The 26,464-nt window shown below is 66.2% G+C and carries 28 protein-coding genes and 1 pseudogene; 12 read left to right on the top strand and 17 right to left on the bottom strand.

The genetic code is table 11. The annotated features are described in order from the left end of the window. Nucleotides 1-58 precede the first annotated feature (58 nt). Complete coding sequence (locus tag ACTIMF_RS10185; RefSeq protein ID WP_442350172.1) at nt 59-676, top strand: ClpP family protease; 618 nt, start codon at nt 59-61, stop codon at nt 674-676. Next, nucleotides 673-1,263 (top strand): ClpP family protease, encoded by a 591-nt coding sequence (locus tag ACTIMF_RS10180; protein WP_442350171.1) that lies wholly within the window; start codon nt 673-675, stop codon nt 1,261-1,263. Before ACTIMF_RS10185 ends, ACTIMF_RS10180 begins: the two co-directional genes overlap by 4 nt. A 15-nt stretch (nt 1,264-1,278) precedes the next feature. Here the strand turns inward: ACTIMF_RS10180 and ACTIMF_RS10175 are convergent, their stop codons facing one another. From ACTIMF_RS10175 to ACTIMF_RS10155, 5 genes are all read right to left on the bottom strand, one after another. After that, on the bottom strand, nt 1,279-1,626 hold the full coding sequence (locus tag ACTIMF_RS10175; RefSeq protein WP_442350170.1) for a helix-turn-helix domain-containing protein: 348 nt from the start codon (nt 1,624-1,626) through the stop codon (nt 1,279-1,281). Between the two features lie 121 nt (nt 1,627-1,747). Beyond that, nucleotides 1,748-2,596, bottom strand: a complete 849-nt coding sequence (locus tag ACTIMF_RS10170; RefSeq protein ID WP_442350169.1) for a class I SAM-dependent methyltransferase — start codon at nt 2,594-2,596, stop codon at nt 1,748-1,750. A gap of 17 nt (nt 2,597-2,613) precedes the next feature. After that, entirely contained in the window at nt 2,614-3,411 is a 798-nt protein-coding gene (locus ACTIMF_RS10165; protein WP_442350168.1) for a VOC family protein, read from the bottom strand. A gap of 85 nt (nt 3,412-3,496) precedes the next feature. Next, nucleotides 3,497-3,877 (bottom strand): hypothetical protein, encoded by a 381-nt coding sequence (locus ACTIMF_RS10160; protein WP_442350167.1) that lies wholly within the window; start codon nt 3,875-3,877, stop codon nt 3,497-3,499. Beyond that, nucleotides 3,877-5,040, bottom strand: coding sequence for a Rieske 2Fe-2S domain-containing protein (locus ACTIMF_RS10155; RefSeq protein WP_442350166.1), 1,164 nt, complete (start codon nt 5,038-5,040; stop codon nt 3,877-3,879). The genes ACTIMF_RS10160 and ACTIMF_RS10155 overlap by 1 nt, the downstream gene beginning before the upstream one ends. A 148-nt stretch (nt 5,041-5,188) precedes the next feature. On the opposite strand from ACTIMF_RS10155, the gene hsaA reads away from it, so the two are divergent. From hsaA to ACTIMF_RS10120, 7 genes are all read left to right on the top strand, one after another. After that, nucleotides 5,189-6,373 (top strand): 3-hydroxy-9,10-secoandrosta-1,3,5(10)-triene-9,17-dione monooxygenase oxygenase subunit, encoded by a 1,185-nt coding sequence (gene hsaA, locus ACTIMF_RS10150; protein WP_442350182.1) that lies wholly within the window; start codon nt 5,189-5,191, stop codon nt 6,371-6,373. Nucleotides 6,374-6,433: 60 nt separating this feature from the next. After that, a complete protein-coding gene (gene hsaC, locus ACTIMF_RS10145; protein WP_442350165.1) occupies nt 6,434-7,351 on the top strand; it encodes an iron-dependent extradiol dioxygenase HsaC in 918 nt (305 codons plus the stop codon). Nucleotides 7,352-7,356: 5 nt separating this feature from the next. Further along, entirely contained in the window at nt 7,357-7,932 is a 576-nt protein-coding gene (gene hsaB, locus ACTIMF_RS10140; RefSeq protein WP_442350164.1) for a 3-hydroxy-9,10-secoandrosta-1,3,5(10)-triene-9,17-dione monooxygenase reductase subunit, read from the top strand. Continuing rightward, on the top strand, nt 7,923-9,110 hold the full coding sequence (locus ACTIMF_RS10135) for a hypothetical protein (RefSeq protein ID WP_442350163.1): 1,188 nt from the start codon (nt 7,923-7,925) through the stop codon (nt 9,108-9,110). Before hsaB ends, ACTIMF_RS10135 begins: the two co-directional genes overlap by 10 nt. 19 nt (nt 9,111-9,129) lie before the next feature. After that, nucleotides 9,130-9,909 carry an SDR family oxidoreductase gene (locus ACTIMF_RS10130; RefSeq protein WP_442350162.1) on the top strand — a complete coding sequence of 260 codons (780 nt, stop codon included), beginning with the start codon at nt 9,130-9,132 and terminating at the stop codon, nt 9,907-9,909. Continuing rightward, a complete protein-coding gene (locus tag ACTIMF_RS10125; RefSeq protein ID WP_442350161.1) occupies nt 9,902-11,038 on the top strand; it encodes a sulfotransferase family protein in 1,137 nt (378 codons plus the stop codon). The genes ACTIMF_RS10130 and ACTIMF_RS10125 overlap by 8 nt, the downstream gene beginning before the upstream one ends. A gap of 202 nt (nt 11,039-11,240) precedes the next feature. Continuing rightward, nucleotides 11,241-12,476, top strand: a complete 1,236-nt coding sequence (locus ACTIMF_RS10120; RefSeq protein WP_442350160.1) for an Nramp family divalent metal transporter — start codon at nt 11,241-11,243, stop codon at nt 12,474-12,476. A gap of 50 nt (nt 12,477-12,526) precedes the next feature. On the opposite strand, the gene ACTIMF_RS10115 is transcribed toward ACTIMF_RS10120, so the two are convergent. The 9 genes from ACTIMF_RS10115 to ACTIMF_RS10075 all read right to left on the bottom strand — a co-directional run bounded on the left by ACTIMF_RS10115 (nt 12,527) and on the right by ACTIMF_RS10075 (nt 19,643). Continuing rightward, nucleotides 12,527-13,609, bottom strand: a complete 1,083-nt coding sequence (locus ACTIMF_RS10115; protein WP_442350159.1) for an acyl-CoA dehydrogenase family protein — start codon at nt 13,607-13,609, stop codon at nt 12,527-12,529. Continuing rightward, a complete protein-coding gene (locus tag ACTIMF_RS10110) occupies nt 13,606-14,574 on the bottom strand; it encodes an acyl-CoA dehydrogenase family protein (protein ID WP_442350158.1) in 969 nt (322 codons plus the stop codon). Before ACTIMF_RS10110 ends, ACTIMF_RS10115 begins: the two co-directional genes overlap by 4 nt. A gap of 2 nt (nt 14,575-14,576) precedes the next feature. Further along, a complete protein-coding gene (locus ACTIMF_RS10105) occupies nt 14,577-15,734 on the bottom strand; it encodes an acyl-CoA dehydrogenase family protein (RefSeq protein WP_442350157.1) in 1,158 nt (385 codons plus the stop codon). After that, complete coding sequence (locus ACTIMF_RS10100; protein ID WP_442350156.1) at nt 15,734-16,669, bottom strand: enoyl-CoA hydratase; 936 nt, start codon at nt 16,667-16,669, stop codon at nt 15,734-15,736. Before ACTIMF_RS10100 ends, ACTIMF_RS10105 begins: the two co-directional genes overlap by 1 nt. A 64-nt stretch (nt 16,670-16,733) precedes the next feature. Next, nucleotides 16,734-17,195: a hypothetical protein gene (locus ACTIMF_RS10095; RefSeq protein ID WP_442350155.1), complete on the bottom strand. Its 462-nt coding sequence runs from the start codon at nt 17,193-17,195 to the stop codon at nt 16,734-16,736. Next, complete coding sequence (locus ACTIMF_RS10090) at nt 17,192-17,818, bottom strand: helix-turn-helix transcriptional regulator (protein WP_442350154.1); 627 nt, start codon at nt 17,816-17,818, stop codon at nt 17,192-17,194. The genes ACTIMF_RS10095 and ACTIMF_RS10090 overlap by 4 nt, the downstream gene beginning before the upstream one ends. Continuing rightward, nucleotides 17,815-18,168, bottom strand: coding sequence for a ferredoxin (gene fdxA, locus ACTIMF_RS10085; protein ID WP_442350153.1), 354 nt, complete (start codon nt 18,166-18,168; stop codon nt 17,815-17,817). The genes ACTIMF_RS10090 and fdxA overlap by 4 nt, the downstream gene beginning before the upstream one ends. Before the next feature lie 2 nt (nt 18,169-18,170). Continuing rightward, the gene (locus ACTIMF_RS10080) at nt 18,171-18,773 is read right to left on the bottom strand and encodes a DUF2249 domain-containing protein (RefSeq protein WP_442350152.1); all 603 of its coding nucleotides are present in this window, start codon (nt 18,771-18,773) and stop codon (nt 18,171-18,173) included. Between the two features lie 18 nt (nt 18,774-18,791). Then, nucleotides 18,792-19,643, bottom strand: coding sequence for a helix-turn-helix domain-containing protein (locus tag ACTIMF_RS10075; protein ID WP_442350151.1), 852 nt, complete (start codon nt 19,641-19,643; stop codon nt 18,792-18,794). A gap of 111 nt (nt 19,644-19,754) precedes the next feature. Here ACTIMF_RS10075 and cysD point away from each other — a divergent pair, with 111 nt between their 5' ends. Together cysD and cysC (ACTIMF_RS10065) are read left to right on the top strand one after the other, a co-directional pair. Beyond that, the gene (gene cysD / locus ACTIMF_RS10070) at nt 19,755-20,642 is read left to right on the top strand and encodes a sulfate adenylyltransferase subunit CysD (protein WP_442350150.1); all 888 of its coding nucleotides are present in this window, start codon (nt 19,755-19,757) and stop codon (nt 20,640-20,642) included. Continuing rightward, nucleotides 20,642-22,480: an adenylyl-sulfate kinase gene (cysC, locus tag ACTIMF_RS10065; RefSeq protein WP_442350149.1), complete on the top strand. Its 1,839-nt coding sequence runs from the start codon at nt 20,642-20,644 to the stop codon at nt 22,478-22,480. Before cysD ends, cysC (ACTIMF_RS10065) begins: the two co-directional genes overlap by 1 nt. Before the next feature lie 22 nt (nt 22,481-22,502). On the opposite strand, the gene ACTIMF_RS10060 is transcribed toward cysC (ACTIMF_RS10065), so the two are convergent. Beyond that, nucleotides 22,503-23,342, bottom strand: a complete 840-nt coding sequence (locus ACTIMF_RS10060) for a class I SAM-dependent methyltransferase (protein WP_442350148.1) — start codon at nt 23,340-23,342, stop codon at nt 22,503-22,505. A 164-nt stretch (nt 23,343-23,506) separates the two neighbouring features. After that, nucleotides 23,507-23,650 (bottom strand): hypothetical protein, encoded by a 144-nt coding sequence (locus ACTIMF_RS10055; RefSeq protein WP_442350147.1) that lies wholly within the window; start codon nt 23,648-23,650, stop codon nt 23,507-23,509. 22 nt (nt 23,651-23,672) lie between these two features. Between ACTIMF_RS10055 and cysC (ACTIMF_RS10050) the strand changes: the two are divergent. Then, nucleotides 23,673-24,413, top strand: a pseudogene (gene cysC / locus ACTIMF_RS10050) (adenylyl-sulfate kinase); the annotation flags it as partial. A gap of 317 nt (nt 24,414-24,730) precedes the next feature. On the opposite strand, the gene eccA reads toward cysC (ACTIMF_RS10050), so the two are convergent. After that, nucleotides 24,731-26,443 carry a type VII secretion AAA-ATPase EccA gene (eccA, locus tag ACTIMF_RS10045; protein WP_442350146.1) on the bottom strand — a complete coding sequence of 571 codons (1,713 nt, stop codon included), beginning with the start codon at nt 26,441-26,443 and terminating at the stop codon, nt 24,731-24,733. Between the last annotated feature and the right edge of the window lie 21 nt (nt 26,444-26,464).

Genomic DNA, 26,464 nt, shown 5'->3' with positions numbered 1-26,464 from the left:
GATCTGCCGACGGCAGTGACACGTGCGACGATCGCGTCGCCAGGGCCACGATGGCTCCATGACAGAGAACATCGAGTCCAGAGCGTTCACCCGACGCGATCGCGACGAGCTCTTGAGACGGCGGGTCGTCGTCCTCGACGGCCCGTTGGACGACGACAACGGGACCTTGATCGCTGCGCAGTTGGTGGGTCTCGCCGTGGCCGACGAGACGTCGGACATCGCGCTGTGGATCCACTCGCCGGGAGGTTCGGTGCCGTCGATGCTTGCGATCCGGGATGTGATGCGGCTGATCCCGTGCGACGTTTCGACACTTGCCCTCGGCCTGGCGTGCAGCGCGGGACAGTTCCTGCTGTCAGCGGGGACGCCGGGCAAACGGCGTGCGCTCGCCCATGCCCGGATCCTCATGCATCAGGGGTCGGCCGGAATCGGCGGGACCGCAGCCGACGTCGAGTTGCAGGCAGACGATCTGAGGCACACGCGCGACACCGTGCTAGGTCTGATCGCCGACGATACCGGGCAGTCGGTCGAGACGGTGTTCGCCGATTCGGTGCGCGATCGCTGGTACACCGCGCCGCAGGCGGTCGACTACGGATTCGTCGACGACGTCGTCGACGACTTCGCGGTGCTCGCTCCGCAGGCCTCCCGCGCCGGGTTCGACATCGGCGGAGGTCAATGATGTCCTATCCGATTCCGAATGTCGTCGAACGGACGCCGGCAGGTGAGCGGTACAGCGACGTGTATTCGCATCTGCTGTCCGAGCGGATCGTGTATCTCGGCACTCCCGTCGACGCGGGCGTCGCCAACGCACTCGTCGCGCAACTGCTGTATCTGGACGCTGACGACTCCGGCCGCGACATCGAGTTGTACGTGAACTGCGCGGGCGGCGATCCGGCCGCCATGCTCGCCGTCTACGACACGATCCGACACGTCCGCGCCGACGTTGCGACGACCTGTGTCGGACAAGCGGTGTCGGTGGGCGCCGTGCTCCTGGCGGCCGGGGCCGACGGGAAGCGGTCGGCGACGCCGCACTCGCGGATCGTCCTGCATCAACCGGGTGTCGAGGGCGGACGAGGCGCGATTCCCGACCTGATCATCGAAGCCGAAGAACTCGTCCGGGTGCGCAGCCAGATCGAGTCGGTCCTCGCCCGTCACACCGGCCGCGACATCGATCGGCTGCGCGTCGATACCGAACGCACCCGCGTGTTTACGGCACCCGATGCCGTCGACTACGGACTGATCGATCGGGTCGTGGACGACAGCTGAGCGATCCGGTCGGTGTCACGCGGCGAGAGCGTACGCGCCGACGCCTCCGCGCGAGGGGCGAACGACTCGCGCCGGTGCGGTGGATCCGAGGCGGACCGGGCGTGAGGCGGCCGCTTCCATCGACTCGCCGACTGCGATGGAGACGTCGGCGACGCTCGTCTCGAGCGCTCCGGACACGGCTTCGATCATCTCGCTCGACGGGTCCTTGCGGCCACGTTCGATCTCGGACAGATACTGCGTGGAGATCCCCGCGCGCTCGGCCACGTCGGACAGTCGTTCACCTCGATCGAGTCGCAGCCGCTGCAGATGTGCCCCGAGGGCTTCGCGGAACAACGGCACGCGTGACTCGATGATCATGTCCATGACCGCACACTACGTCGGCGCTCGGCTCGCGTCAGGGGGTTCTGCTGTCGGCAGATCGGCCGGTCCGACCGCCGCGGCGGGCGAACTGCGACTGTCTCAATCGACGGTCAGCGCCGTGGCGTCACGTCCCGGCTCTCGCTGACACCAGCCAGCAGTGGCCCTCGTGCGTGACGACCCCGTTCACTCGGTCGGCGCGCAGACTCTCGCGCACACGATCGAGCAGGTCCGACCAGCCGGACTCGCCTAACTGCACGCGGACCTTCTCCTCGACCGACTGTCCGGTGCTCGTCGCGAGGATGACGGCGAGACGTTCTTCGACTCCGTCGCTGTCGGGGGTCGAGTAGTCGGCGCGGAAGGAGAAGTCGTCGATCCTTGTGTCCGACCAACCCGCGTCGGCGAGGATGCCGCGCAGGTAGTCCGGGTCGGCGAAGGCCACCGGACCCGGGCTGCCGGGCTCTGGCCGCGACGGCTTCTCGTCGAGAGCGTCGATCAGCGTGCGGGTGCCGAGCGTGAAGATCGGGTTGCGGTGACCGTCCTGCCAGCACATGAACGTGATGGACGCGCCGGGGACCGTCGAATGCCGGATGTTCGCGAATGCGGAGACCGGGTCGGGGAAGAACATGACTCCGAACCGCGAGACGATGCGGTCGAAGCCCTCGCCCGGAGCGAGTGCACGCAGGTCGGCCGTCTGTGCATCGGCGACGACGGCGCTGGCCTGCGGGACTCGACGCGCGGCGGCGTCGATCATGGCCGCCGAGATGTCGACGCCGACCGCCGATGCTCCCGCGCCGATCGCCCGTTCCAACAACGTCCCGGTACCGCAACCGACGTCCAGGACCGCGCCGGAGAGCTCCGCTGCGTCGACGAGCGCCTCGGTGACCGGGGCGAAGACGCGGTCGAAGACCGCATCCTGGGCGGCCCACGCGGCCCCGTGCTTCGTCCATTCGGGGGTGAGGTCTTCGCGCGCCATGAGGTCTATCGTACGGCTCACATCCCGGCGGGTGGATGGCCGAGACAGATCGCCGCACCCATCGGGTCCTTGAACGAGGCCAACGTTCCCCACGGGGTCTCCTCGCCCGGCATCAGCACCTCGCCGCCCAGCTCGGTCACCTTCGCGATCGTCGCGGCGACGTCGTCCGCGGTGATGTACACCTGCCAGAACGAAGGATGGCCGTCGCCGAACATCCCGGCCGCGGACATGATGCCCGCGACGCCCTCCGTCGCCCCCGACGGGGTGACGACGCTGTACCGGTCGGGACCGACCGAGTCGGGGTCGCCGCCGGTGCCGACCTCCTCGAGTCCCCAGCCCAGCGTTTGCGTGTAGTAATCGGTCGACCCGGCGTAATCCATCGTCATCTCGTCGAACCAGTACGGCGTTCCGTGCGTCCCGTGCTCACTGAATCCGGAGTGGGATCCGGCCTGCCATAGTCCGTACGCCGCACCCGCGGGATCGGTGAGGACGGCCATCACACCGAGATCGCCCACCGGCATCGGGGGCATGATCACGCTGCCGCCCACGCTCTGCGCCTTCTCGACGTCGGCGGCGGCATCGCCGGTCTTGAAATATACCGACCAGGCGTCACGGGGGCCTTCATCAGGCGCAGCCATCAGGCCTGCGACGACTCGACCGTTGGCCGAGAAACTGCGGTATCCGCCGAAATCGGCGTCGGAATCGGTGACGTCCCAACCGAACAGTTCGCTGTAGAACGCGGCTGCGCGGTCGGGGTCGGAGCTGGCCAGATCGAACCAGATAGGGGCGCCGTCGACGGCTGTGTACTCGGACATGTGCAATCCCTCGCTCGTGAAGACTCTCGCTCGTGACGATGTGCTCGGGTTCGATTGTCCACGCGCGCAGAGTGGGGCGCAGGCTTCACCAGTACCCGTCGGGATCCTTCGCCGGGGACTCACGCGGGATGATTCCTTCGGCGACGCCGTGTTCGATGCTCGCCGACATGCGCGGGCATGTCGGGAGCATCGCCGGGTTGCCGCCCTCGGCGCGGATCTTCGAGATCTCGGTGCACCGATCGCGGGCGTCGTCGTTCCACTGGACGCTGGTGTGGTGCGGGCTGGTCTTCTTGACCATGACGCACGCGTGACAGGTGCGGCACTCGATCTCGGTCATCCCGCCTGCCAGATAGTGGCGCCGATCGCGGGCGGTGGCCGCCGCGATCGTCGACAGGCGTTCGGGATCGGCCGAGTAGTCGGGCGCCTTCGCCCAACCGCCGGCTTCGGACGCACCCGTCACGGTCATCAGACCGATGCGCCCGAATCGGCGGCTGCTTGTTCGGCTGCTTTCTCCTCGGCTTGGATTCGCAGGTTCTCCTGCACCTCGATGTCCCAGTTCTCCAGGGCCTTCTCGGTGTCGATCTCATACTCGAAGCGACCGGTCATCTCATCGGTCACGTCGTCGATATCGGTGTAGAACTGCTCGTACCAGCGACGCAACTGGTAGACGGGGCCGTCTTCCTCGACGAGAAGCGGGTTGTCGATGCGCGTCTTGTGCTTCCAGATCTCGACGTCCTGGAGGAAGCCGACCTCGATGCCCGAACTGATCTTCTTGGCCATCTTCTCGCCCTGCGCGTCGGTCAGGCCCTCGGGGATCTTAGCCATGACGCCGAACATCAGGACGAATGAGTTCGAGTCGATCGGGTAGTGGCAGTTGGTGAGGATGGTCTCGATCGCGTACTCGCCGTAGTACTGGACCATCGGATTGAGCATGTACGAGGGGCCGTAATACGCGGCGATCGACTCGAGTCGCGTGTCGCCGTATGCCGACGTCAGCTCGATGTCCGGGCGCCCGCGGCTGTTCATGTACTGGGCCGCGGTCTCGCCCTCGAAGACATTCTTGAAGTAGTCGGGAAGGGCGTAGTGCACGTAGAAGAAGTGCGCCATGTCCACGACGTTGTCGATGATCTCGCGGCAGTTGGAGCCGGTGATCACGAGACGATTCCAGGTCCAGTCGGTCCATCCGTCGGCACCGTGTTCGGCGAGTTCGGGGATGATCACGTCCTCGGGTGGCTTATTGCCTTCCGGGTCGTTGTAGATGAAGACCTGGCCGTTGCGGATCATCGTCGGCCATGTGCGGGTCTTGGCGAGCTTCGGGTGGCGCTTGGCGTACGGGACGCCCGCGCAGCGTCCCCTGCCGTTCCACTGCCAGCCGTGGAACGGGCAGGCGATGTTGTCACCGCGCACCTTGCCCTGCGACAGGTCGGCGCCCATGTGGCGGCAGTAGGCGTCGAGCGCCTTCACGTTGCCCTCAGTGTCGGCCCAGACGACCAGCTTGGTGCCGAAGATCTCCAGCGAGTGCGGCTTACCGTCTGTGTAGTCGGCCACGAGGCCGATGCAGTGCCACCCCCGCGCGAAACGGGTGGGCGGGGTTCCGGTGTCGATCTCACGGATGTCGGTGTCAGTCATCTGTTCCTCCTCGATGTCTGTTCGGTACTCAGGCCGGGGCTGGTGGAGTGCTCGTATGACTCAATAGTAGAACAGGTTCCAGTCAGAATGAGAACGTGTTCTAATATTGACAGAAGTGATCGACGCTAAGAGTGAACAGGAGTGGCTCATGGGAGCACAGCGGAGCGAAGCCGCGCAGGAGGTTTTGAAAAAGATCGACGCGCTGCTGCCCGAGTTGGGACAACGTGCGCAGTCAACGGAGGACGCACGGCGGGTGCCCGACGAGGTCGCCGAGATGCTCGACGCCACCGGCTTCTTCAAGCTCATGCAGCCTGCCCAATGGGGCGGCTACGAGACCGACCCGGTGACCTACTACGAAGCGGTCCGTCGTATCGCGACCGCATGCGGGTCAACCGGCTGGGTCGCAGGAATCGTCGGCATTCACAACTGGCACCTCGCTCTGTTTCCGCAGGAGGCGCAGGAAGACGTCTGGGGAGACGATCCGAGCGTCCGCATCTCGTCGTCATACGCACCGATGGGTGCGGGCGAAGTGGTCGACGGCGGTTATAAGGTTAACGGCTCGTGGGCGTGGTCCTCCGGTTGCGAGATCGCCGACTGGGTGGTCGTCGGCGGTCCGGTCATCAAAGGCGGCAAGCCCGTCGACTTCGTCAGCTTCCTCATCCCGCGCAGCGACTACACGATCAAAGACGTGTGGAACGTCGTCGGGCTGCGGGGCACCGGATCGAACACCATCGAGGTGAAGGACGCGTTCGTCCCGACCCACCGCATGCTGAGCTTCCGCGCCATGAGCGCGGGCAAGGCTCCGGGCCTGGAGAAGAACACCGCCCCGGTCTACAAGATGCCGTGGGGAACCATCCATCCGTCGACGATCTCGGCGCCCATCGTCGGAATGGCGTACGGCGCGTACACCGCGCACGTCGAGCACCAGGGAAAGCGCGTGCGGGCCGCGTACGCCGGGGAGAAGGCTAAGGACGACCCGTTCGCGAAGGTTCGAATCGCCGAGGCGGGCAGCGACATCGACGCCGCCTGGCGTCAGCTGTCGGGCAACCTGCAAGACGAGTACGACCTGATCCTCGCGGGCGAGGAGGTGCCGATGGAGCTGCGCCTTGCCGCGCGCCGCGACCAGGTCCGCGCCACCGGAAGAGCGATCACTGCGATCGACCGCCTCTTCGAGAACTCCGGTGCGCACGCGCTGGAGAATGGAACGCCGATCCAGCGGTTCTGGCGTGACGCACACGCCGGTCGTGTTCACGCGGCGAACGATCCGGAGCGCGCCTATGTCGCATACGGCAACGGGGAGTTCGGCATCCCCATCGGCGACACGATGGTGTGACCTCGCCCGAGTCCGACACAGCTCGGGCTCGATAGCGCTTCTACTTCTTGAGGATTGAGAATGACTGACGAGCAGAGTCCCATCCGGTCTCTCGGCTATATGCGGATCGACGCAACCGACATGGATGCGTGGCGCCAGTACGGGCTGAAGGTCCTAGGCATGGTGGAGGGCACGGGGTCGGTCCCAGGTGCTCTTTACCTGCGGATGGACGATTTTCCAGCGCGGCTGGTGATCGTCCCGTCCGACCGAGACCACCTCGCGTGTTCGGGGTGGGAGTGCACGAACGCTGCTGCGCTGCAGGATGTTCGGGATCGACTCACCGCGGCGGGCGTCGAGTTCCGGGAGGGCACCGCCGAAGAGATCGCCGATCGGGCCGTCGCCGAACTCATCGTGTTCGCCGACCCCGACGGGAACGTTCTCGAGGCGTTCCAGGGCGTCGCGCTCCAGCACCGACGTGTGGTGAGCCCGTACGGACACACGTTCGTGACCGGCGAGCAGGGACTCGGCCACGTCGTGCTGACCACGACGGACGACGCGAAGGCGCTCGCGTTCTATCGGGACGTCCTCGGCTTCAAGCTCCGGGACTCGATGCGTCTGCCGCCGCAGGTCGTCGGCCGCGATGAGGGCGACGAACCGGCGTGGCTGCGCTTCTTCGGCTGCAACCCACGACATCATTCGCTGGCCTTCCTGCCGATTCCGAACAGCACCGGCATCGTCCATCTCATGGTGGAGGTGGAGAACACCGACGACGTCGGGCTGGCTCACGATCGTGCCTTGCGCAAGAAGGTGCCGATGTCGGCGACTCTCGGTCGCCACGTCAACGACCTCATGTACTCGTTCTATATGAAGACTCCAGGCGGGTTCGACGTCGAATTCGGTTGCGAGGGACGCACAGTGGACGACGACGACTGGGTTGCTCGCGAGTCGACGGCGGTCAGTCTATGGGGCCACGACTTCACCATCGGATTGAAGGGCTGATCGCGATGGCTCCCTTGTCCCCGTACGGCAGTGACGATTTCGACTCGAGACAGTTCCGGACCGCGATGGGTCAGTTCTGCACCGGCATCACCGTCATCACGTCGATCGATGCCGACGACGAGCCCGTCGGGTTCGCCTGCCAGAGCTTCGCGGCTCTGTCCCTCGATCCGCCGCTGGTGGTCTTCTGTCCGATGAAGACGTCGCGGACGTGGCCGGTCATCGCCGAACGCGGAGCGTTCGTCGTGAACATCCTGTCGAACAAGCAGCAGTCGGTCAGCGCCGTGTTCGGGGCGCCCGGGAAGGACAAATTCGCCTCCGTCGAGTGGGATCGGTCGCCCGAGGGGATGCCGGTGATCCGCAACAGCCTGACCTGGGTGGAGTGCACGGTCGAGAACGTCAACGACGGCGGCGACCACGACGTGGTGATCGGGCGCGCGAACGTTCTCGGTGAGGTGCTGCAGGACAAGCCGCTGCTGTTCTACCGCGGCGGCTACCTGTCGACCGAGCATCCACGCGTCACACCCGCGCAAGAAGAACTCGACAACTTCCTCACCTGGACCGGAGGCGACACGTGGCTGTAGGCGAAGACGGAGCGCAGCCGTCGTCGGTGACCAAGCCGTTCACCGACGCGATCGCTGCCGCGGAGGCGAGCATCATGGCGGCCGAGTTCGCCGAGACCGACGCCGACCGCGCGGAGGGACTCGACTACTTGGCAGGCGGGATCTCGTCGATCCTGCAACTGGCGCGCACGCACAGCAAGAGCCACCCGACCTTCGTCACCTCCACCGGGCCGTACGCGAAGATGGGGTTGGACAACCCCGACACGATCTACTATCACGCAGCGGTCCAAGCCGACGCCACATACATCGTGCGCGGGGTGCGGGGGACGACGACCGACCTGAGCTTCCAGGTACTGCGCGGCGACTACACCCCGACGAATGTTCCCGGCGGCGACGACGCGTTTGACGACCGTCGGATCGACATCGCCGACGACGGGTCGTTCGAGATCACGTTCGGCCCGCAGGGAGCCGACTTCACGCTCGGCGAGGGCGCATCGATGCTCGCGGTGCGTGAAGTCTATTCGGACTGGGACGTCGAGCGGCGAGGATCGGTCACGATCGAACGCGTCGACACTGCGGGCACGGCGCCGCCGGAGTTGACCGAGGCCAAGGCCGCCCGTCGCTACGCGATCGCAGCCTCAATGCTGAAGGCGCGCATCGACACGTGGTTCAACTTCCCGAAGTGGTTCTATCTCGACGAGCCGGTCAACACATTCACCGCGCCCCGCACGACGCCGGGCGGGCTGGCGACGCAGTACTCGTCGGTCGGCCACTTCGATCTGCCCGCGGGCAGATCGATGGTGGTCACGGTCCCGTGCTCGGACGCGCCGTATCAAGGCTTCCAGCTGGGCAGTCTCTGGTACATCTCGCTCGATTACGTCAATCATCAGACGTCCCTCAATTCGGCGCAGGCGCAGGCGGATCCGGACGGGATGATCCGGATGGTGATCTCGGCAAACGACCCCGGCGTCGTCAACTGGGTGGAGACGACGGGCCGTCGCCGCGGGATCCTGCAGTTCCGGTGGCAGCGCGTCGCCGAGCCAGTCGGTCCGGAATCGGGACCGACCTGCGTCGTCGTCGACGACTCGGAGGTCTCTGATCACCTGCCGTTCCACGACGAGAACCGAATCGATGCGGCAGGCTGGGCCGCGCGGATCGCCGACCGACAACGAGCTTTCGCCAACCGGATGCTCGGCTAGCCTTCGAGAGGATCTGCACATGACACTCCTGACCGACAAGGTCGTCGTCGTATCCGGCGTCGGTCCCGGCCTCGGCCGATCTCTCTGCCTGCGGGCCGCGGCGAACGGCGCGAAGGTCGTACTGGGTGCGCGGACCGAGTCGCGGTTGAACGACGTGGCGGAAGAGATTCGTGGCCTCGGCGGCCGGGCGCTCGTCGTGCCTACCGACATCACCGACGACGCCGCGGTGGAGAATCTCGTCGCGAAGACCATCGAGGAGTTCGGTCACGCCGACGTCCTGATCAACAATGCGTTCGCGATGCCGTCGATGAAACCCTTGGGGCGCACCGACTTCGATCAGATCGAAGCGAGTCTTTCGCTCACGGTGCTCGGCACGCTGCGGGTGATCAAAGCGTTCACTGCACCACTCGCGGACAGTCGAGGTTCGATCGTCAACATCAACTCGATGGTCATCCGGCATTCGGAGCCGCGGTACGGAAGCTACAAGTTGACCAAGGCGGCACTGCTCGCGATGTCGCAGTCGCTCGCGACCGAACTCGGCGAGCAGGGGATCCGGATCAACAGCGTCGCACCCGGGTACATCTGGGACGAGCAGCTCAAGTGGTACTTCGGCGAGATCGCGAAGAAGTACGGGATGAAGCCGGAGCAGGTGTACGAGCAGACCGCGTCTAAGAGCGATCTGAAACGGCTTCCGGAGCCGGACGAGATCGCCGACGCGGCAGTGTTTCTGGCGTCGTCGATGGCGAATGCCGTCACCGGACACACCCTCGACGTGAACTGCGGTGAATACCATGTCTGAGTCACGCACCACGGTCGGTACGGTCGACGATCTGCATGCGTCCGCGACCCGAGCGACCGGTCTCGACGACTTCGGAGACCAGGACTATCTCGACGGTCTCCAGGTGCTGCTCGACTCGTATCGAACTGACGCCGGCCTCACCGAGCTCGGCAGCAAGATGTTCCGGTTCTTTCTCAAGGGCGCGTTGATCGCCCGTCTGCTCAGTGAGGCCGGATGGAAGAACAATCCGGGCTACGTGGACGTCGCAGTCGACCGGCCGGTGTTCGTGACCGGTCTGCCGCGTACCGGTACCACCGCGTTGCACCGTCTTCTGGCCGCCGACCCGGCGCATCAGGGTCTGCAGATGTGGCTCGCGGAGTTCCCGCAGCCGCGTCCGCCGCGTGAGACGTGGGCCGACAATCCGGTGTTCGCGCAGATCGAGGCTGGCCTGAATCAGCATCACGTCGAGAATCCCGAGTTCATGGGACTGCACTACATGAGCGCGAGTGACGTCGAAGAGTGTTGGCAGCTGCTGCGGCAGTCGCTCATGTCGATCTCGTACGAGTCGCTCGCATACCTGCCGACGTATTCGGAGTGGCTGCAGACGCAGGACTGGACCCCCGCCTACCGGCGGCATCGCAAGAATCTGCAGTTGATCGGGTCGAACGATCCCGGCAAGCGGTGGGTGCTCAAGAATCCGAGTCATCTGTTCGCGTTGGATGCGTTGATGACCGCCTACCCGGACGCGGTCGTGGTGCAGACTCACCGTGCTCCGGAGACGATCATCGCGTCCATGTGCAGTCTGGCCGAGCATGCGACCGAAGGTCATTCGACGGTGTTCACCGGCGACACGATCGGGCGGACCCAACTCGAACTGTGGTCGCGAGGGCTCCGCGACTTCTCGGCGGCCCGCGCGCGATACGATCCGGCGCAGTTCGTCGACGTCCACTTTGACGAACTGCGGGCCGACCCGTTCGCCGCCGTCGGCCGCGTCTACGACGCGCTCGGTGCCACGATGTCCGAACAGGCGCGGGAGGCGATGACGGCCTTGGACGCCGAGTCGAAGGCGGGCGACCGCAAACCCACGCATAAGTACTCGTTGGAGGATTACGGCCTCACCGCCGAGCAGGTACGCGAGGCCTTCGCCTGAGCTGACTGGGTCGCTGGTCGAGCCTTTCCCGCTGGTCGAGCCTTTCCCGCTGGTCGAGCCTTTCCCGCTGGTCGAGCCCTTCCCGCTGGTCGAGCCCTTCCCGCTGGTCGAGCGGAGTCGAGACCCTCCGGTCGCACAATGAGACGCCCGACTCATCAAAGTTCGGTTGACCGAACTTTGATTACCTAGCTACCCTTATCGCATGTTGAGGATCAGGCGAAAATATGTGAACGTGAGGACCGGTGCGCTACTCGGTCCCGCTTTCGTCGCCGCGATCGCATATGTCGACCCTGGCAACGTCGCTGCCAACATCACCGCGGGTGCGAAATACGGATACCTGCTGGTGTGGGTGCTGGTCGTGGCGAACGGCATCGCCGTGATGGTCCAGTATCAGTCGGCGAAACTCGGCGTCGTCACCGGCAAGACGCTGCCTCAGACGCTCGGCGACAGACTCCCCGGCAGGTCACGTCTCGCGTATTGGGCTCAAGCGGAGATCGTCGCGGGCGCCACTGACATCGCGGAAGTCATCGGCGGAGCCGTTGCACTGCATCTTCTGTTCGGACTGCCGCTGCCCGTCGGTGGCGTGATCGTCGGGCTGATCTCGATCGCCCTCCTGACCACGGCCAACCGTCGCAGGCAACGACAGTTCGAGACGATCATCGTCGGACTGCTCGCGGTGATCGTCGTGGGGTTCCTCGCCGGACTCGCCGTCAGCCCCCCGGACGCGGGCGGCGTGCTGGGCGGCATGGTCCCGCGCCTGGACGGCACCGAGACGGTGCTGCTCGCCGCGTCGATGCTCGGCGCGACGGTGATGCCGCATGCCATCTATCTGCACTCGTCGCTCGTCGTCGACCGTCACGGGGCACCGACCACTCCGCACCGCATCCGGAAACTATTGTCCGCCACCAAGGTCGACGTGTGGGTCGCGCTCGCGCTTGCGGGCGCCGTCAACATCGCGCTGCTCGTGCTCGCCGCGTCGAGTCTGTACGGGCACCCGGGCACCGAGAGCATTGAGGGGGCGCACGCCGCAGTCCGCGACGCATTGGGGCCGATCGTGGCGGGAGCGTTCGCGGTCGGGCTCCTGGCCTCCGGTATCGCGTCGACGTCGGTGGGTTCGTACGCGGGCGGCGCGATCATGGCGGGCATGCTCCGCAAGCAGTTCCCGATGGTCGTGCGACGGGCCGTGACGTTGATTCCCGCGCTGATCATCCTCGCCGCAGGTATCGACCCGACCACCGCCCTGATCGTGTCGCAGGTGGTGCTGAGCTTCGGCATCCCGTTCGCGATCATTCCGCTGCGTCGCTACACGTCGGACCGGACGCTGATGGGCCAGTTCGTAGACGGACCGTGGCTGCGCTGGGCATCCGTCGTAGCCGTGGTGGCCGTCGTCGTCCTCAACGTGGCGCTCATCGGACTGACGGTCACCGGCACTGCCTGACCGGGACCTCGGGACCCGGACCTCGGGGACCGGGACTTCGGGACCGGCGGCTACAACGGCATAGATTTGAGGGCTGTGTGCGGCTGCCCGAACAGCTGTGCGTCCGCCTGCGCGCGCTTGAAGTATAGGCCGATGTCGTGCTCCCAAGTGATACCGATCCCGCCGTGGAGTTGTATCGCCTCGCCCGTCACCCGCATGTACTCCTCGGAGCACTGGACGTGCGCTGCCGCGGCGAGTTCGGCGGCGTCGCTGCGGCCCTCGACGACGGCGGAGACGGCCGCGCCCGACATCGAACGCATGGCCTCGACGGACACGAACATATCGGCCATCCGGTGCTTGAGCGCCTGAAACGATGCGAGTGTCCGGCCGAACTGCTGGCGGGCCGACGTGTACTCGACGGTGAGCGCAAGTGCTCGGGCCGCCCCACCGACCTGCTCGGCGGACAGCATCGCCCACGCCAGCGTGCGGATCCGGTCGGCGATGTCGGGCGGTGAACTGATCGCGGTCGCGGACACTTCGTCGAACGAGACCCTGGCCAATGCGCGTGTCGGATCGAGGACCGGCAATGCCGTCACGGTGACGCCGGACGCGGACGCGTCCACTTCGTGGAGTGTGACCAGACCACCGTCGCCGGCTCCGGCGAGGACCAAGAACACGTCCGCAGATTCGCCGTCGATGACGTACTCCGCCGTTCCGGAGAGCAGGCCTGCTTCGGCCTGCACTCCGGGCACATCCCAACCGGATGCTCCGGCCCAGCACAACGCGCCGGTCTTCTCGCCCGAGGCGAACCCGGGCAGCAGACGTTCGGCAGCATCGGGGTCTTCCGCCGCGAGCAGTGCGCCGACCGCGACCACGGCCGACGAGAACATCGGCACCGGTGACAGCGTCGCGCCGATCTCTTCGACGGCGAGGGCGGCCTCCGTCCACGATACGTCCGCGCCGTCGTAGCGCTCCGGCACGGCGAGCGCCGCGACGCCGACCTCGGCGCACAGTGTGCCCCACAGATCGCGATCGATCCGGCCGTCGCCGCGCATGGCTGCGCGGACCGACGCGGGCGTCGACCGTTTGCGCAGCACGTCGCGGATCGAGTCGGCGAGGGCAGCGCGCTCGTCGGCGCTGACGGACGAGGTCACAGTGTCTCCAGAATCCGGGCCCGGTGGTGGGCGGGGGTGCCCCACGCTGACATCAGGGCGCGGGTCTTCGTCAGATACAGCGACAGGTCGTGTTCGGCCGTGTAACCGATCGCGCCCAACACCTGCAGGCCGTGGCGGTACGCCAGGTGCGCGGCGTCGCCGGCCGCGATCTTGGCCGCCGACACGTCGCGGGCGACATCGGTTCCGTCCGGTGTCTGTCCGTCGATTCCGACGGCAGCACCGTGCACCAGTGGGCGCGCCATCTCGATCGCGATCGCGACATCTGCCAAATGATGCTTCACGGCCTGGAACGATCCGATCTCACGACCGAACTGCTTACGCGACTTCGCGTAATCGGCGGCCAGATCGAGCATCGCCGAGGCGAGTCCGATGAGCTGGGCGGCGGTGGCGAGGGCCCCGAGATCTCGACTTCGCTCGATCAACAGAGGACTTCGCTCGATCAACGGCTCGTCGGCCGACAGCTCGGCGACTCGGCGCGTCGGGTCGACCGAGACGAGGAGCTCGCCGGGCGCCGCGTCGAACACGCCGTCGTCGGTGATCAGATACGGCGTCGCGACGTCGGGATTGGTTGCTCGCGGGCACACCGGGGGGAGTGCGCACGTCGCGGGCGTTCCGCCGAGCAGAGCGTCCAATTGCGGTCCCGCGCCCAGGGCGGCGGGTACGACGGCGAACGTCTCGGCGACCGGCCCCGGCAGCACGCCGTAGCCGAGGCGTTCGACGGCCGCTACCATCTCGACGGTGCCTGCACCGCTTCCGCCGATCTCGTCGGGGACCAGCAGTCCGGTGATCCCGGCCTCGGCCAGCTGCCGGTAGACGTCGAGCGCGGCGGTGTGGTCGTCGTTCTCGGCCCAGGCTCGGGCGACGGCGACGCCGCCGGCACGGTCGAGGATGCCGTCGACCGTCTGCGCGAGGTCCGTGTGGATGTCGTTGAGAAGGAAGTCCATGTCTATCGGTCTCCGCGGGGCAGGCCGAGCAGTCGCTCAGCGATCACATTGCGTTGGATCTCGTTGGTACCGGCGTAGATCGGTCCCGACAACGAGAACAGGTAGCTGTCCATCCAGCCGGTGTCGAGCTCAGCGTCCGGCCCGAGGAGCTCGAGCGCCGTCTCGTGTGTGGCGATGTCCCACTGCGACCAGAACACCTTGTTGATCGACGACTCCATGCCGAGCTGTCCGCCCGCGGCGAGACGGCTCACCGTCTGATAGGTCGACAACTCGTAGGCGCGCGAACCGATCCACGCGTCGGCGACCGCTTCGTCCGACGTGGGCTCCGCGTCGCGGCGCTCCTTCCACAGCGCGACGAGACGGTCGGTCGCGGCGAGGAACCGGCCGGGCGAACGCAGCGACAGGCCGCGCTCGTTGGCCGCCGTGCTCATCGCGACCTTCCAGCCGTTGTCCACCGCGCCGATCACCCCGGAGTTCCCCGGGTCGGCGGGGTCGTCGGGGACGAAGACGTCCTCGAGGAACAGTTCGGCGAAGCCTGGCTCACCGTCGAGTTGCGGAATCGGCCGGACGGTGACCCCGGGGGCCTTCAGATCGAACATGAAGTACGTGATGCCCCGATGCTTGACGGCCTCTTTGTCGGTTCGGAACAGACCGAAGCCCATATCGGCGAAACTCGACCGCGAGCTCCACGTCTTCTGGCCGTTGAGTAGCCATCCGCCGTCGGTTCGGGTAGCCGTCGACCGCAGCGATGCCAGATCGGAGCCCGACTCCGGTTCGCTCCACGCCTGTCCCCAGATGTCGTCGGCGCGCGCCATGCGCGGCATGATCCGGGCGAGCTGATCGGGGTTGGCATGCTCGAAAAGTGTTGGGGCCAGCAGGAAGATGCCGTTCTGGCTCACCCGCCCGGGTGCACCGGACCGGTAGTACTCCTCCTCGAAGATCACCCAGTGCAGCAACGGCACATCGCGCCCACCGAACTCTTCGGGCCAGCTCACCACGGACATGCGAGCCTCGGCCATCGTCGCCTCCCAGCGACGGTGAGCCTCGAAGCCTTCAGCGGTGTCCATCGACGGAAGTGGTTGCGTCGGAACGTTGTCGGCCAGCCACGACCGGACTTCGGCGCGGAACTTCTGGGCGGCGTCGTCGAAGAGGAGATCCATCAGGCGGTGCCCTTCTCTGTGACGTTCTTCTCTGCGGCGTTCTTCATCGACTTGGCGTCCATGCCGCCGAGCGAGTCGCCAGAGTCGGCGTCGTTGGCGGCGTGGGCGAAATGGTGCCAGCCGAACACCGAGTCCATCGCGTTGCGCATACCCATCTGGTCCTCGCAGATGTTGACGGCCTTCTTGCTCAGGAACAGTCCCTGCATCGGCATCGTGACCATCTGCTCGCAGATCGCGTCGACTTTCGCCGCCAACTCGTCGCGGGGGACGACGTGGTTGACCATGCCCCAGTCGAGCGCTTGCGTCGCGGTGAATCGTTCACCGGTGAATAGGATCTCCTTGGCACGACGGGGACCGAGCACGAAAGCGTGCGCAAAGTACTCGACACCCGGAATCCCCATGCGGGCAACAGGATCGGAGAAGAACGCGTCGTCGGACGCGACGATGAAGTCGGCCGACCAGGCGAGCATCATCCCGCCAGCGATGCACGCGCCGTGCACCTGCGCGATGACCGGCTTCGGCATGTCGCGCCACCGACGGCACATGCCCATGTAGACCTCGGTCTCGCGGGCGAGGCGCTGACTGCTGTCCAATGGCTGTCCGTCGCCACGCGTGTGATCCCAGTGCAGGGTGGCCGTATTCGGGTAGTACGTGTCGAAATCGCGCTCGGGCGTGCCGATGTCGTGACCCGCCGAGAAGTGTTTGCCGTTGGCGCGCAGCACGATCACCTTTACTGCGACGTCGTCGACGGCTTTGCGGAATGCGGCGTCGAGCGAGTACGTCATCACCGAGTTCTGGGCGTTCCGGTAGTCCGGGCGGTTCAGCGTCACGTACGCGACGGCTCCGCCCGGACCGCCCGTCTCGTATGCGACGGGCGAGGTGTCGGGGCCGAGGTCGTCGGGACCCAGTGCTGGAGGGATCACGGCAGTACTCATGCGATCGACTCTAACCTAGCAAGTGCTTGGTTGGTAGCCCGGGCGGTTGCTCTCCGCCCGGCCCTCAGGCCCGCGTGTGGGCGAGGAAGGAGCCGATAGGGGCGCTGACCGCGAGGATGATCAGCACTGCGATGTAGGCGGACGCGGCCCCGCGGCGGGTGTGCAGGAGCGGGCGGCCGATCCAGGCGGTGAGCGCCAGGGTTGCGAAGAGCACGACGGACCCGGCATCGGTGATCGGGGGGACCGAGCTGAGCGAACCGGCGATCACTAGTGCGTTTGCGGCACCCCAGCCGGCGAGTTGCCACGTTCGCTCCCGCTGCGGGACGGCCGTCGTCAACTGCTGCTGTGCCACACCGATCACGACGAGTGCGACGCCGCAGACAAGGACCAGATAGGCGGCGAGCCAACTTCCCTTGGCCAGATCGAGAGGCTGCGCCACGGCGGCGACTAGTCCGCCGACGACCACGAAGGCGGCACCTGCTGCGGTATACGGATCGACGTCGACCCGGTGTCTGTTCGCCGTCACCGCGTCCTTCCGGACAGGTGTGCCAGGCAGTGATCGCCGTCCACGAATGCGTCCAGTCGAGCGACCGCCCGACCGTCGCGGTGTGCGTCCAGGACGCCCTGCATCAGTCCTCGATGGACTGAGCAGGTGATTCCGGGCCGTCGCCGCGCGGCCTCCAGAAACGGGCACCGCCCCAGCCTGATGGCGGCGCCGTCGCCGCTACTGTCGTCCCCGCCGCGTTCGTCGGACGGAACGAATCCCATCTCGTCGAGAACCGTCATCACGTCCTGCGTCGCATCGCGGTTGCGGTTGGCGCGGGCGAGGCCGAGTTCGTGGCCGGCATCCATCGCGCGCTGCGGACCGTCGGGTATGGCGTCCAGTGCGTCGACGAGTGCGTCGGCGAGGAACCCGTAGTCGCGCGGTCCCGACGGGTCCATCGCGCGTTGCGGACGATACTGCATCTGCGGACGACCGCGAGCGGCTGCGACACCGGGCGCAGTCTGGACGAGTCCGTCGTCGGTCAGGGATTTCAGATGGAAGCGGATCGTCGTCGGCGGAATGTCGAGCTGCGCCGCCAGATCGGCGACCGACACCGGTGATGTCGTGTCACGCACGGCGGCGAGCACGGTGGCGCGGACATTCATCGGCCGTCGGTCTCCTGTGGCGGCAATGACGCCACGAGTGGTGCGTCGCTGTGCGTCGGGCCCAGCTTGGCGGCACCGCCCGGTGACCCGAGCGGGGCGTCACGGCCGGGGAGTACCTCGGTGAAGAACTCGGCGTTGTCGTTGAGGTATGGCTCCCACTCGTCGGGGACATCGTCCTCGTAGAAGATGGCCTCCACGGGGCAGACCGGCTCGCATGCGCCGCAGTCGACGCATTCGTCCGGATGGATGTAGAGGCTGCGGCCGCCCTCGTAGATGCAGTCGACAGGGCACTCTTCGACGCAGGCGCGGTCCATGACGTCGACGCAGGGCTGTGCGATGACGTACGTCATGACTACGCGTCTCGCCGGGCGAGGGGTTCGATGGTCAACGTCGGCTCCCGGTGTGTGTGCACGGTCAGGTAGCTCAGGCCGTCCGGCCCAGCCCGGAATGCGCGCTGCGAACGCCGAGGCAGCCAGAGGAGGTCGCCCGCGGCCACCTCAAGGTCGCCCGCCTCGGTGCCGAGTCGTCCGGAACCCGCGACGACGTGAACGAGAACGTCGACCTCACCGCCCGCGTGCTCGGCGATCTCGCCGTCGGCCGCGAGACGGATCAGATTCGAGTCGAGGTGCCGGTCGGGCGACGTCAGCTTCCATGCGACGTCGGCGTCGTCGACGGCTGCGTTTGTCAACTCGGCGGTGTTGCCGAGTCTGCGGGGCGGCGTGGTCGCGGTGGTCTTGCTGATCCGGACCTGGTAATCGCGCTTCTCGCGGACCAGATAGTCCCACGAGTAGCCGCCTGCGCGGTCGGCTTCGAACTCGTCGTGCAGGTGACGAGGGTCGTGGTCGTTCACCAAGATGACTGCGTCGCCGACCGCGAGAGAGTCGAACAGGGAAAAGATCTTGGGGTGCCGCTGTGGCTTAGGGATCTCGCGAACGTCGAGCGTGATGTCGGGCATCGGGGAGCCTCCTTATTTTTACAACCTATGATTGTAAAAATACACTGATGCGCGCCGCGCTGCTTCGCTGGTCGTCTCGCCCCACCGTTTCAACGCGCGTCCGGACATCGTCGTGTGCGGGCACGCGACGATGGCACCGACGACTCGGTCGGCGTCGTCGGTGATCGGTGCGCCGATCGTGACGGCCCCGACCTCCGCGTCGTCGGTGAGTTCGGCGTCGAGATAATCGATCGTCGACAGCTCGCCGAGGAGGTTGCGGACCCGGTCGCGCAGGGCGCCGGGCATCGTGTCGAGGGCCGCGAGAGTGTCGATCACCGATCGATGGTCGTCGGTGATCCGTTCGATGGAGTAGCCGCGTCGTCGGACTTCGGCGAGCACCGCACGCAGTCGCTCCCGGTCGGCCTCGGGCGCTCGATTGACCCAAGCCACGCGCGCCGCCTCGTTTGCCCACGCGATGAACTCCCGGCAGATCGGTGGGCGGAGTCGGACCGGACGGCCAGGCTCTGCCCAGCCGTCCGTGGCCGGCGCTGGTCGGCCCGCGGGCGTGCAGTACTCGACGACGGTGATGGTGTCGTCATCGAGGCGACGGGCGAAGAATGCGACGGAGTCCGTGTCGGCCACGAGTCGCTCCAGCGCCGGGCGTGCGGCGTCGGCGAGCGGGTCGGAGTCGACCGCGGCGCGCGCCGTCGCCAGGAATGCGGGCCCCAACGAGATCGTCAGGTCGTCATGTCGCTCGAGCCACCCGAGATCGGCGAGTTCGGACACGATCGCGTGAACTGTTGCGCGCGGCACCGTGGTCTCGCGGACGATGTCGGCCAGAGTGGGGGTGTGGCCTGCGAGGGTCACGACACACTCCATCACGGCGGCCACCCGCCGAGTCGGGGGTGACGGTTGACGCGGTGGAGACTGCCGCCCTACTGTCTGTGACACATTCGCAACACTAGGTGTCGAATATTCGACACGTCAAGGAGGCCTCTGGTCGTGATCGAGGAACTCGAAGCCGAATCGGTGCATATCTTCCGAGAGGTCGCGGCGACCTTCGAGCGACCGGTGATGCTGTTCTCCGGCGGCAAGGACTCCGTCGTCATGTTCCACCTCGCGCGTAAGGCGTTCTGGCCCGCGCCGGTCCCGTTCCCGCTCATGCACATCGACACCGGACACAACTTCGACGAAGTGATCGAGTTCCGGGACCGGATCGTGCGCAAGACCGGAGTCAGGCTCGTCGTCAGCAGCGTCCAAGACGACATCGACGCAGGCCGTGTCGTGGAACAGACCGGGCCGGGGACGTCCCGTAATCGTCTGCAGACCGCGGCGTTACTCCGCGGTATCCGCGACGGCGAGTACGACGCGGTGTTCGGTGGTGCGCGGCGCGACGAGGAGAAGGCGCGCGCCAAGGAGCGTGTCTTCAGCTTCCGTGACTCGTTCGGTGCCTGGGATCCGCGCAACCAGCGGCCCGAACTGTGGAATCTCTATAACGGGCGGCACGCACGCGGCGAGCACATCCGCGTGTTCCCGCTGAGCAACTGGACCGAGCACGATATCTGGGAGTACATCGGAGCCGAGGAGATCGAACTGCCGCCGATCTACTACGCACACGAGCGTCCAGTCGTCCCGCGCGACGGAATGTTGTTGGCGGACACCAGATTCCTCGAGAAGTACCCGGGCGAGCAGTCGCGTGTCGAACGGGTGCGATTCCGCACTGTCGGGGACGCGACGTGCACCGGCTGCGTCGAGAGCGACGCCGACACCACAGAGAAGGTGATCGCCGAAGTGGCGGCGACCCGCGTCACCGAACGCGGCGCGACCCGTGCCGACGACCGGATCTCCGAAGCAGGAATGGAAGACCGCAAGAAAGAAGGCTACTTCTGATGGCTGGCGACATGCTCCGCATTGCGACCGCAGGCAGCGTCGACGACGGGAAGTCGACGCTCATCGGGCGCCTTCTGTACGACTCCAAGTCGATCTTCACCGACCAGCTCGACGCGATCGAACGGACCAGCGCGCAGCGCGGCGACGAGCAGGCCGACCTCGCATTACTCACCGACGGGTTGCGCGCCGAACGTGAACAGGGCATCACGATCGACGTCGCCTACCGCTATTTCTCGACGCCCGAACGCAAGTTCATCGTCGCCGACTCGCCGGGGCACGTGCAGTACACGCGCAACATGGTGACCGGTGCGTCGACCGCCGACCTCGCGATCATCCTCGTCGACGCCCGCAAAGGAGTGCTCGAGCAGACGCGCCGCCACGCGTTCCTGTCGTCGTTGTTGGGAATCCCGCACCTGACGGTGTGCGTCAACAAGATGGACCTGGTCGACTATTCGCGAGAGCGCTACGACGAGATCGTCGACGACTTCACGGCGTTCGCAGCCAAGCTGAACGTCACCGACGTGATGTTCGTTCCGGTATCCGCGTTGCGCGGCGACAACGTGGTGGAGCGATCGGAGAGGATGGGCTGGTACACCGGACGCTCCCTGCTCGGGCACCTCGAGACGGTGCACATCGCCTCGGACAAGAACCTCATCGACGCTCGGTTCCCGGTCCAGTACGTGATCCGTCCGCAACGTGCGGACGGCCTCGACCATCGTGCGTTCGCGGGGACGGTCGCCGGTGGCGGGCTGGCTGTCGGCGACAAAGTGGTCGCATTGCCGGGTGGCTTCGGCACCGAGATCACCAAGCTCTGGGGCCCGGGCGGCGTCGAGTGGACGGAGGCGACGGCGGGTTCGGCCATCTCGATCGAACTGGCCGACGAGATCGACATCGTCCGCGGTGACATGATCGTCCGTCCCGGCAACCGGCCACACGTCGGCCGGGACCTGGACGCGATGGTCTGCTGGTTCTCCGAGTCGAGGTCGGTGTCGGCGGGCGACACCTTCCTGATGCTGTGCGGCACCAGGCAGACCCGAGTGTCGGTGACCGGGCTGACCTATCGGCTCGATGTCAACTCGCTGCACCGTGACGCGACTGCAGATGGACTGTCGCTCAACGAGATCGGCCGGATGTCGCTGCGCTGCCAGCAGCCGATGATGTTCGACGAGTACCGCCGCAACCGTGAGACCGGCAGTTTCATTCTGGTCGACGAGTCCACGAACGCGACCGTCGCAGCCGGGATGATCGGCGCGCCGGTGGCACACGACTCGAACGTTGTCTGGGAATCGGGGAAGGTGACGCGCGAGCATCGCGCTTACCGTGGTGCCACTATCTGGCTCACCGGGCTGTCGGGATCGGGCAAGTCGACGATCGCGACGGAGTTGGAGCGCCGACTGGTCGCCGAAGGCCGACCCGCGTACCTGCTCGACGGCGACAATCTGCGTCACGGACTCAACGCCGACCTCGGTTTCAGCGATGACGATCGTCGCGAGAACATCCGGCGATCGGCGGAGGTCGCGTCGCTCTTCGCTGATTCCGGCGCCGTCGCGCTCGTGTCCCTGATCAGCCCGTTCGCCGCCGAACGTCAGCGTGCGCGGGAGATCCACGCTGCGCGCGACATCCCGTTCTTCGAGGTCTTCGTCGACACGCCGCTCGACAGCTGTGAGGCCCGGGACCCGAAGGGGCTGTACGCGAAAGCGAGGGCAGGGGAGATCCCGCAGTTCACCGGCATCGACTCGCCGTACGAACGTCCAGTGACTCCGGAGTTCGTCATCCGTCCGTCCGACGGCTCGCCTGCCGACGTCGCCGAGACGATCCTGCAGCGCCTGGGGATGTGACCGTCCGTCGGAGAAATGAGTCTCATGGAGCATGCAGGTTGGCCGACTTTCGTCCGCGAGATATCAGGAAATGGTAGAACCAGCCACTGAAACGGGGGTCTAAAAGAATCTCCTGAGTACGAGCGATTTCTGATTGTGCGAGTCCTGCACCCTCGAGCACCGGAAAAATTTGCGTGATCAAGTTGTGTAGGTAGCGGCCACCGACGTCGCCGCCCGTGACCGTCCTGGAGTGATCCCGCGCCTGCACTTCGACTAGCCCCATCGACTCAAGGTGGTCTGCGACCTCGCCTGCCCACTCCAGTGACATTCCGGCTTCGGTCCCGACTACTCGATGGCCGATATCCATCACACGATCGAACACATCGGCGTCTTCGGATCTCGGAACAGCAGTTGCGTACGGCAGTCGAGTGCCGTCGAAGTCTCCGAGGACCAACCATCCATCGGGCGCGAGGCTGCGCACTAATTCCTGAAGGATCTCGAGACGCCGCGGAAGGTGGAGGAAGACCAGACGAGCATGGATGAGGTCGAACGGGCCGCCCTCGGGTGGCCCGTCATTGATGTCGTGGCGGTACACGATTGCCTCGCCACCATCACGGAAGTGAGAAGTGTCGAGGTCGATTGCAACCACTTGTCCATCGTCTCCGACTCGGTCCGTCATCCACCGTGCGACTGAACCATTTCCCGCGCCGATCTCGAGGCAGCGCGCTCCGGGGCTGATGATGTCGGTGAGCATGTCGGTCGTGACGGAGTCCAAAAGAAGCTCCACGCAGTGCACCTGAGCAAGACTCAACTCGGTGCCGGTGTCGTAAAGGTAGCCGTCGGTACGGGCAGTTCCGCGCGTTGTGGCGTCCTGCGGCGCCATCATTTACTCCTATGCTGATCGAGGGTCTGCGGACGATGAGGCGGCTGACGTCTCCCAAATCGTCAGGCTACTAGTGCACGCCAGGTCGTCGCTGAAGAATCTGGAGGGCTGTCTGCCCGTTGCAGCCAAGCGGTTGTCTTAGACATTCCAAGGAGATTCAGGAGTCAGGCTCTGATTCGCGCCAGGGCTTCGCGCACGTCGTCGCGCGTCACCGTCATCAGGTCGTTCTCGGATAGTTGGTCGATGTCCGAAGTCGAGGCGAGTCGGTGCTCGCGCTGTTCCTCGGCCGCCTCGACCACGTTGCGCACGAACCGTCCGTTTCCGGCGACTGCAGATGGACTGTCGCTCAACGAGATCGGCCGGATGTCGCTGCGCTGCCAGCAGCCGATGATGTTCGACGAGTACCGCCGCAACCGTGAGACCGGCAGTTTCATTCTGGTCGACGAGTCCACGAACGCGACCGTCGCAGCCGGGATGATCGGCGCGCCGGTGGCACACGACTCGAACGTTGTCTGGGAATCGGGGAAGGTGACGCGCGAGCATCGCGCTTACCGTGGTGCCACTATCTGGCTCACCGGGCTGTCGGGATCGGGCAAGTCGACGATCGCGACGGAGTTGGAGCGCCGACTGGTCGCCGAAGGCCGACCCGCGTACCTGCTCGACGGCGACAATCTGCGTCACGGACTCAACGCCGACCTCGGTTTCAGCGATGACGATCGTCGCGAGAACATCCGGCGATCGGCGGAGGTCGCGTCGCTCTTCGCTGATTCCGGCGCCGTCGCGCTCGTGTCCCTGATCAGCCCGTTCGCCGCCGAACGTCAGCGTGCGCGGGAGATCCACGCTGCGCGCGACATCCCGTTCTTCGAGGTCTTCGTCGACACGCCGCTCGACAGCTGTGAGGCCCGGGACCCGAAGGGGCTGTACGCGAAAGCGAGGGCAGGGGAGATCCCGCAGTTCACCGGCATCGACTCGCCGTACGAACGTCCAGTGACTCCGGAGTTCGTCATCCGTCCGTCCGACGGCTCGCCTGCCGACGTCGCCGAGACGATCCTGCAGCGCCTGGGGATGTGACCGTCCGTCGGAGAAAGACTCGGCTTCGCGTGTAGACGGCGATGGCCGCGGTGGCCGGAATCCAGGCGGTGATCACCACGTTCCGAACGTAATCGGCGGTGGATGGCTCGCGGGAGCCAGCGGTCCAGAGAGCTCCGCCGATCGCCGTGAACACGGCGACGCCGACGAGCAGGACCGCGATCAGGCGGAGATCGTGCGCCCTGCGTCGGAGTCTGGTCTGTTCGACGTCGGTGCTCACGGCGGATGCACCCGACTCACAAACGAGGTCTCGATCGTGCGCATGACCCGACCGTAACGTTTCGCGGCTCGCGAGTCGCCTACCGCACGGCGCACCGGGACAGTGCGGCGCGGACGTCGACGCCGGTCAGTGTCATCAAGTCGGCCTCGGAGAGAAGGTCGATGTCGGTACTCGACGCGAGACGGTGCTCGCGTTCCTCCTCCGCGGCTTCGATCACGTTGCGGACGAAACGGCCGTTGCCCGCAACGTCGATTGCCGGCCGTCCGCTGACACTCGCTGCACACAGTCGTTCGAACGATGTAGACAGGCAGGCCTGGGCGTCAGCAGACAACCGGGCATCGCGTCCGTGCGCTGTCGACTCGGCGATCCGCACCAGTTCGTTCGGCGAGTACGACCCGAAGCGGATACGGCGCGCGAATCGTGACGCCAGCCCCTCGTTGGCGGCGAGCAGTCGGTCGATCTCTTCGTCGTATCCGGCGATCACGACGACGAGGCGGTCCCGATCGTTCTCCATGCGCGCCAGCAGCGTGTCGAGTGCTTCGCGTCCGAACGCGTCGCCACCGGACAGTCCCTCCTGGATCAGCGTGTACGCCTCGTCGATGAACAGGACGCCGTCCAGTGCGGAGTCGATCACTGCGGACGTCTTCGGCGCCGTCGACCCGAGATGCTCGCCGACGAGGTCCTTCCGGCTGACCTCGACGACCGTGTCGCTCGTGAGAAGGCCCAACCCGCGGTACATCCGGGCGATGATCCGCGCCACCGTCGTCTTGCCGGTGCCCGGTGGGCCGGTGAACGTGAGGTGCAGGCTCCGCACCGATGTCCGAAGCCCTTTCGACGTACGGAGGTTCGCGAGCAGGACCGCCGACCGCAACCGGTCCACCTGTTCCTTCACCGCAGTGAGGCCGATCTGTGCCGCCAGGTCGGCGTCCGCCGCGGCGAGGACGGCGGCGCGGTCGGTCTCGTCGGATAACCCGCGGGAGCGATCAGACTCCGAGGGATCGGGGTAGGGTGCGGTGCCTGCCGGGGTCTGGACAACCAGGCGATACGACGGATCCGCGAGTGCGCGGGCCGCGTCCGACAGTCGGGGATCGAGGGCGTATGCCTCCTGGAGACAGGCGCGGGCCTCGGTCTCGTCGCCGCGCGTGCGCAACGCCATCCCGATGGCGAATGTCGCCGCCGCCCGGCAGTTGTCCAGGCGGCTCTCGCGTGCCGCCGAGAGCAGGCGGATCCCCTCGTCGTACAGGCCGAGTTGGATGCAAGCGGTGCCCGCGACGTAATCGGCGGCCGACGACAGCACCGGATCGGCCCAGCCGTCACGTCCGTTCGTCGCGCTCAGCACCGCCCGCCAGTCGCCAGCCCGCAGATGCCAGACACTGAGGCAGTAGGCGGCGACCGGATCACTTCGATCCACGTCGTCGAGTACCCGCCGGGAGCCGTCGAGGTCGTCGCCGTCGATCAACGACGACGCGTACGCCGCCGCTGCACGCGAGGCGCACGTGATCGGGTAGTCGATGAACAAGCCGATCGGCGCGAGTCCGGAGAGAGTGCCACGCGGCAGGCCGATGCGTCGCTGTTGCACGCCGATCGTGCCGCGGGCGAGGTAGAGGCCGTGAAGCACCGTGCCCGAACGGTCGCCCGACGCGAGGCGTCCGAGCCAGGCGTCGCCCATGCTCGGATCTAGTTCGGTCGCACGTGTGAAGGCGATCTTCGGTGGCACCGGATCTTCGCAGACCGTGAGGCCGAGGCCGGCGACGCCGGCGTCGAAACAGTCGCGTGCACGCAGATCAGTCATGAGTCCCCCCGAAACCTGGCT

Origin of the sequence: Gordonia sp. (in: high G+C Gram-positive bacteria) (assembly GCF_052106715.1) — a bacterium.
In the GTDB taxonomy this organism is placed as follows: domain Bacteria; phylum Actinomycetota; class Actinomycetes; order Mycobacteriales; family Mycobacteriaceae; genus Gordonia.
The sequence above is the reverse complement of the archived record's forward strand: the minus strand, read 5'-3'. Positions and strand labels throughout refer to the sequence as shown.

Bases quoted from the DNA above. Each gene is read 5' to 3' on its own strand.
- ACTIMF_RS10185 (WP_442350172.1), top strand. From the start codon at position 59: ATGACAGAGAACATCGAGTCCAGAGCGTTCACCCGACGCGATCGCGAC.
- ACTIMF_RS10180 (WP_442350171.1), top strand. From the start codon at position 673: ATGATGTCCTATCCGATTCCGAATGTCGTCGAACGGACGCCGGCAGGT.
- ACTIMF_RS10175 (WP_442350170.1), bottom strand. From the start codon at position 1,626: ATGGACATGATCATCGAGTCACGCGTGCCGTTGTTCCGCGAAGCCCTC.
- ACTIMF_RS10170 (WP_442350169.1), bottom strand. From the start codon at position 2,596: ATGGCGCGCGAAGACCTCACCCCCGAATGGACGAAGCACGGGGCCGCG.
- ACTIMF_RS10165 (WP_442350168.1), bottom strand. From the start codon at position 3,411: ATGTCCGAGTACACAGCCGTCGACGGCGCCCCTATCTGGTTCGATCTG.
- ACTIMF_RS10160 (WP_442350167.1), bottom strand. From the start codon at position 3,877: ATGACCGTGACGGGTGCGTCCGAAGCCGGCGGTTGGGCGAAGGCGCCC.
- ACTIMF_RS10155 (WP_442350166.1), bottom strand. From the start codon at position 5,040: ATGACTGACACCGACATCCGTGAGATCGACACCGGAACCCCGCCCACC.
- hsaA (WP_442350182.1), top strand. From the start codon at position 5,189: ATGGGAGCACAGCGGAGCGAAGCCGCGCAGGAGGTTTTGAAAAAGATC.
- hsaC (WP_442350165.1), top strand. From the start codon at position 6,434: ATGACTGACGAGCAGAGTCCCATCCGGTCTCTCGGCTATATGCGGATC.
- hsaB (WP_442350164.1), top strand. From the start codon at position 7,357: ATGGCTCCCTTGTCCCCGTACGGCAGTGACGATTTCGACTCGAGACAG.
- ACTIMF_RS10130 (WP_442350162.1), top strand. From the start codon at position 9,130: ATGACACTCCTGACCGACAAGGTCGTCGTCGTATCCGGCGTCGGTCCC.
- ACTIMF_RS10125 (WP_442350161.1), top strand. From the start codon at position 9,902: ATGTCTGAGTCACGCACCACGGTCGGTACGGTCGACGATCTGCATGCG.
- ACTIMF_RS10120 (WP_442350160.1), top strand. From the start codon at position 11,241: ATGTTGAGGATCAGGCGAAAATATGTGAACGTGAGGACCGGTGCGCTA.
- ACTIMF_RS10110 (WP_442350158.1), bottom strand. From the start codon at position 14,574: ATGGACTTCCTTCTCAACGACATCCACACGGACCTCGCGCAGACGGTC.
- ACTIMF_RS10105 (WP_442350157.1), bottom strand. From the start codon at position 15,734: ATGGATCTCCTCTTCGACGACGCCGCCCAGAAGTTCCGCGCCGAAGTC.
- ACTIMF_RS10100 (WP_442350156.1), bottom strand. From the start codon at position 16,669: ATGAGTACTGCCGTGATCCCTCCAGCACTGGGTCCCGACGACCTCGGC.
- ACTIMF_RS10090 (WP_442350154.1), bottom strand. From the start codon at position 17,818: ATGAATGTCCGCGCCACCGTGCTCGCCGCCGTGCGTGACACGACATCA.
- fdxA (WP_442350153.1), bottom strand. From the start codon at position 18,168: ATGACGTACGTCATCGCACAGCCCTGCGTCGACGTCATGGACCGCGCC.
- ACTIMF_RS10080 (WP_442350152.1), bottom strand. From the start codon at position 18,773: ATGCCCGACATCACGCTCGACGTTCGCGAGATCCCTAAGCCACAGCGG.
- cysC (WP_442350149.1), top strand. From the start codon at position 20,642: ATGGCTGGCGACATGCTCCGCATTGCGACCGCAGGCAGCGTCGACGAC.
- ACTIMF_RS10060 (WP_442350148.1), bottom strand. From the start codon at position 23,342: ATGGCGCCGCAGGACGCCACAACGCGCGGAACTGCCCGTACCGACGGC.
- eccA (WP_442350146.1), bottom strand. From the start codon at position 26,443: ATGACTGATCTGCGTGCACGCGACTGTTTCGACGCCGGCGTCGCCGGC.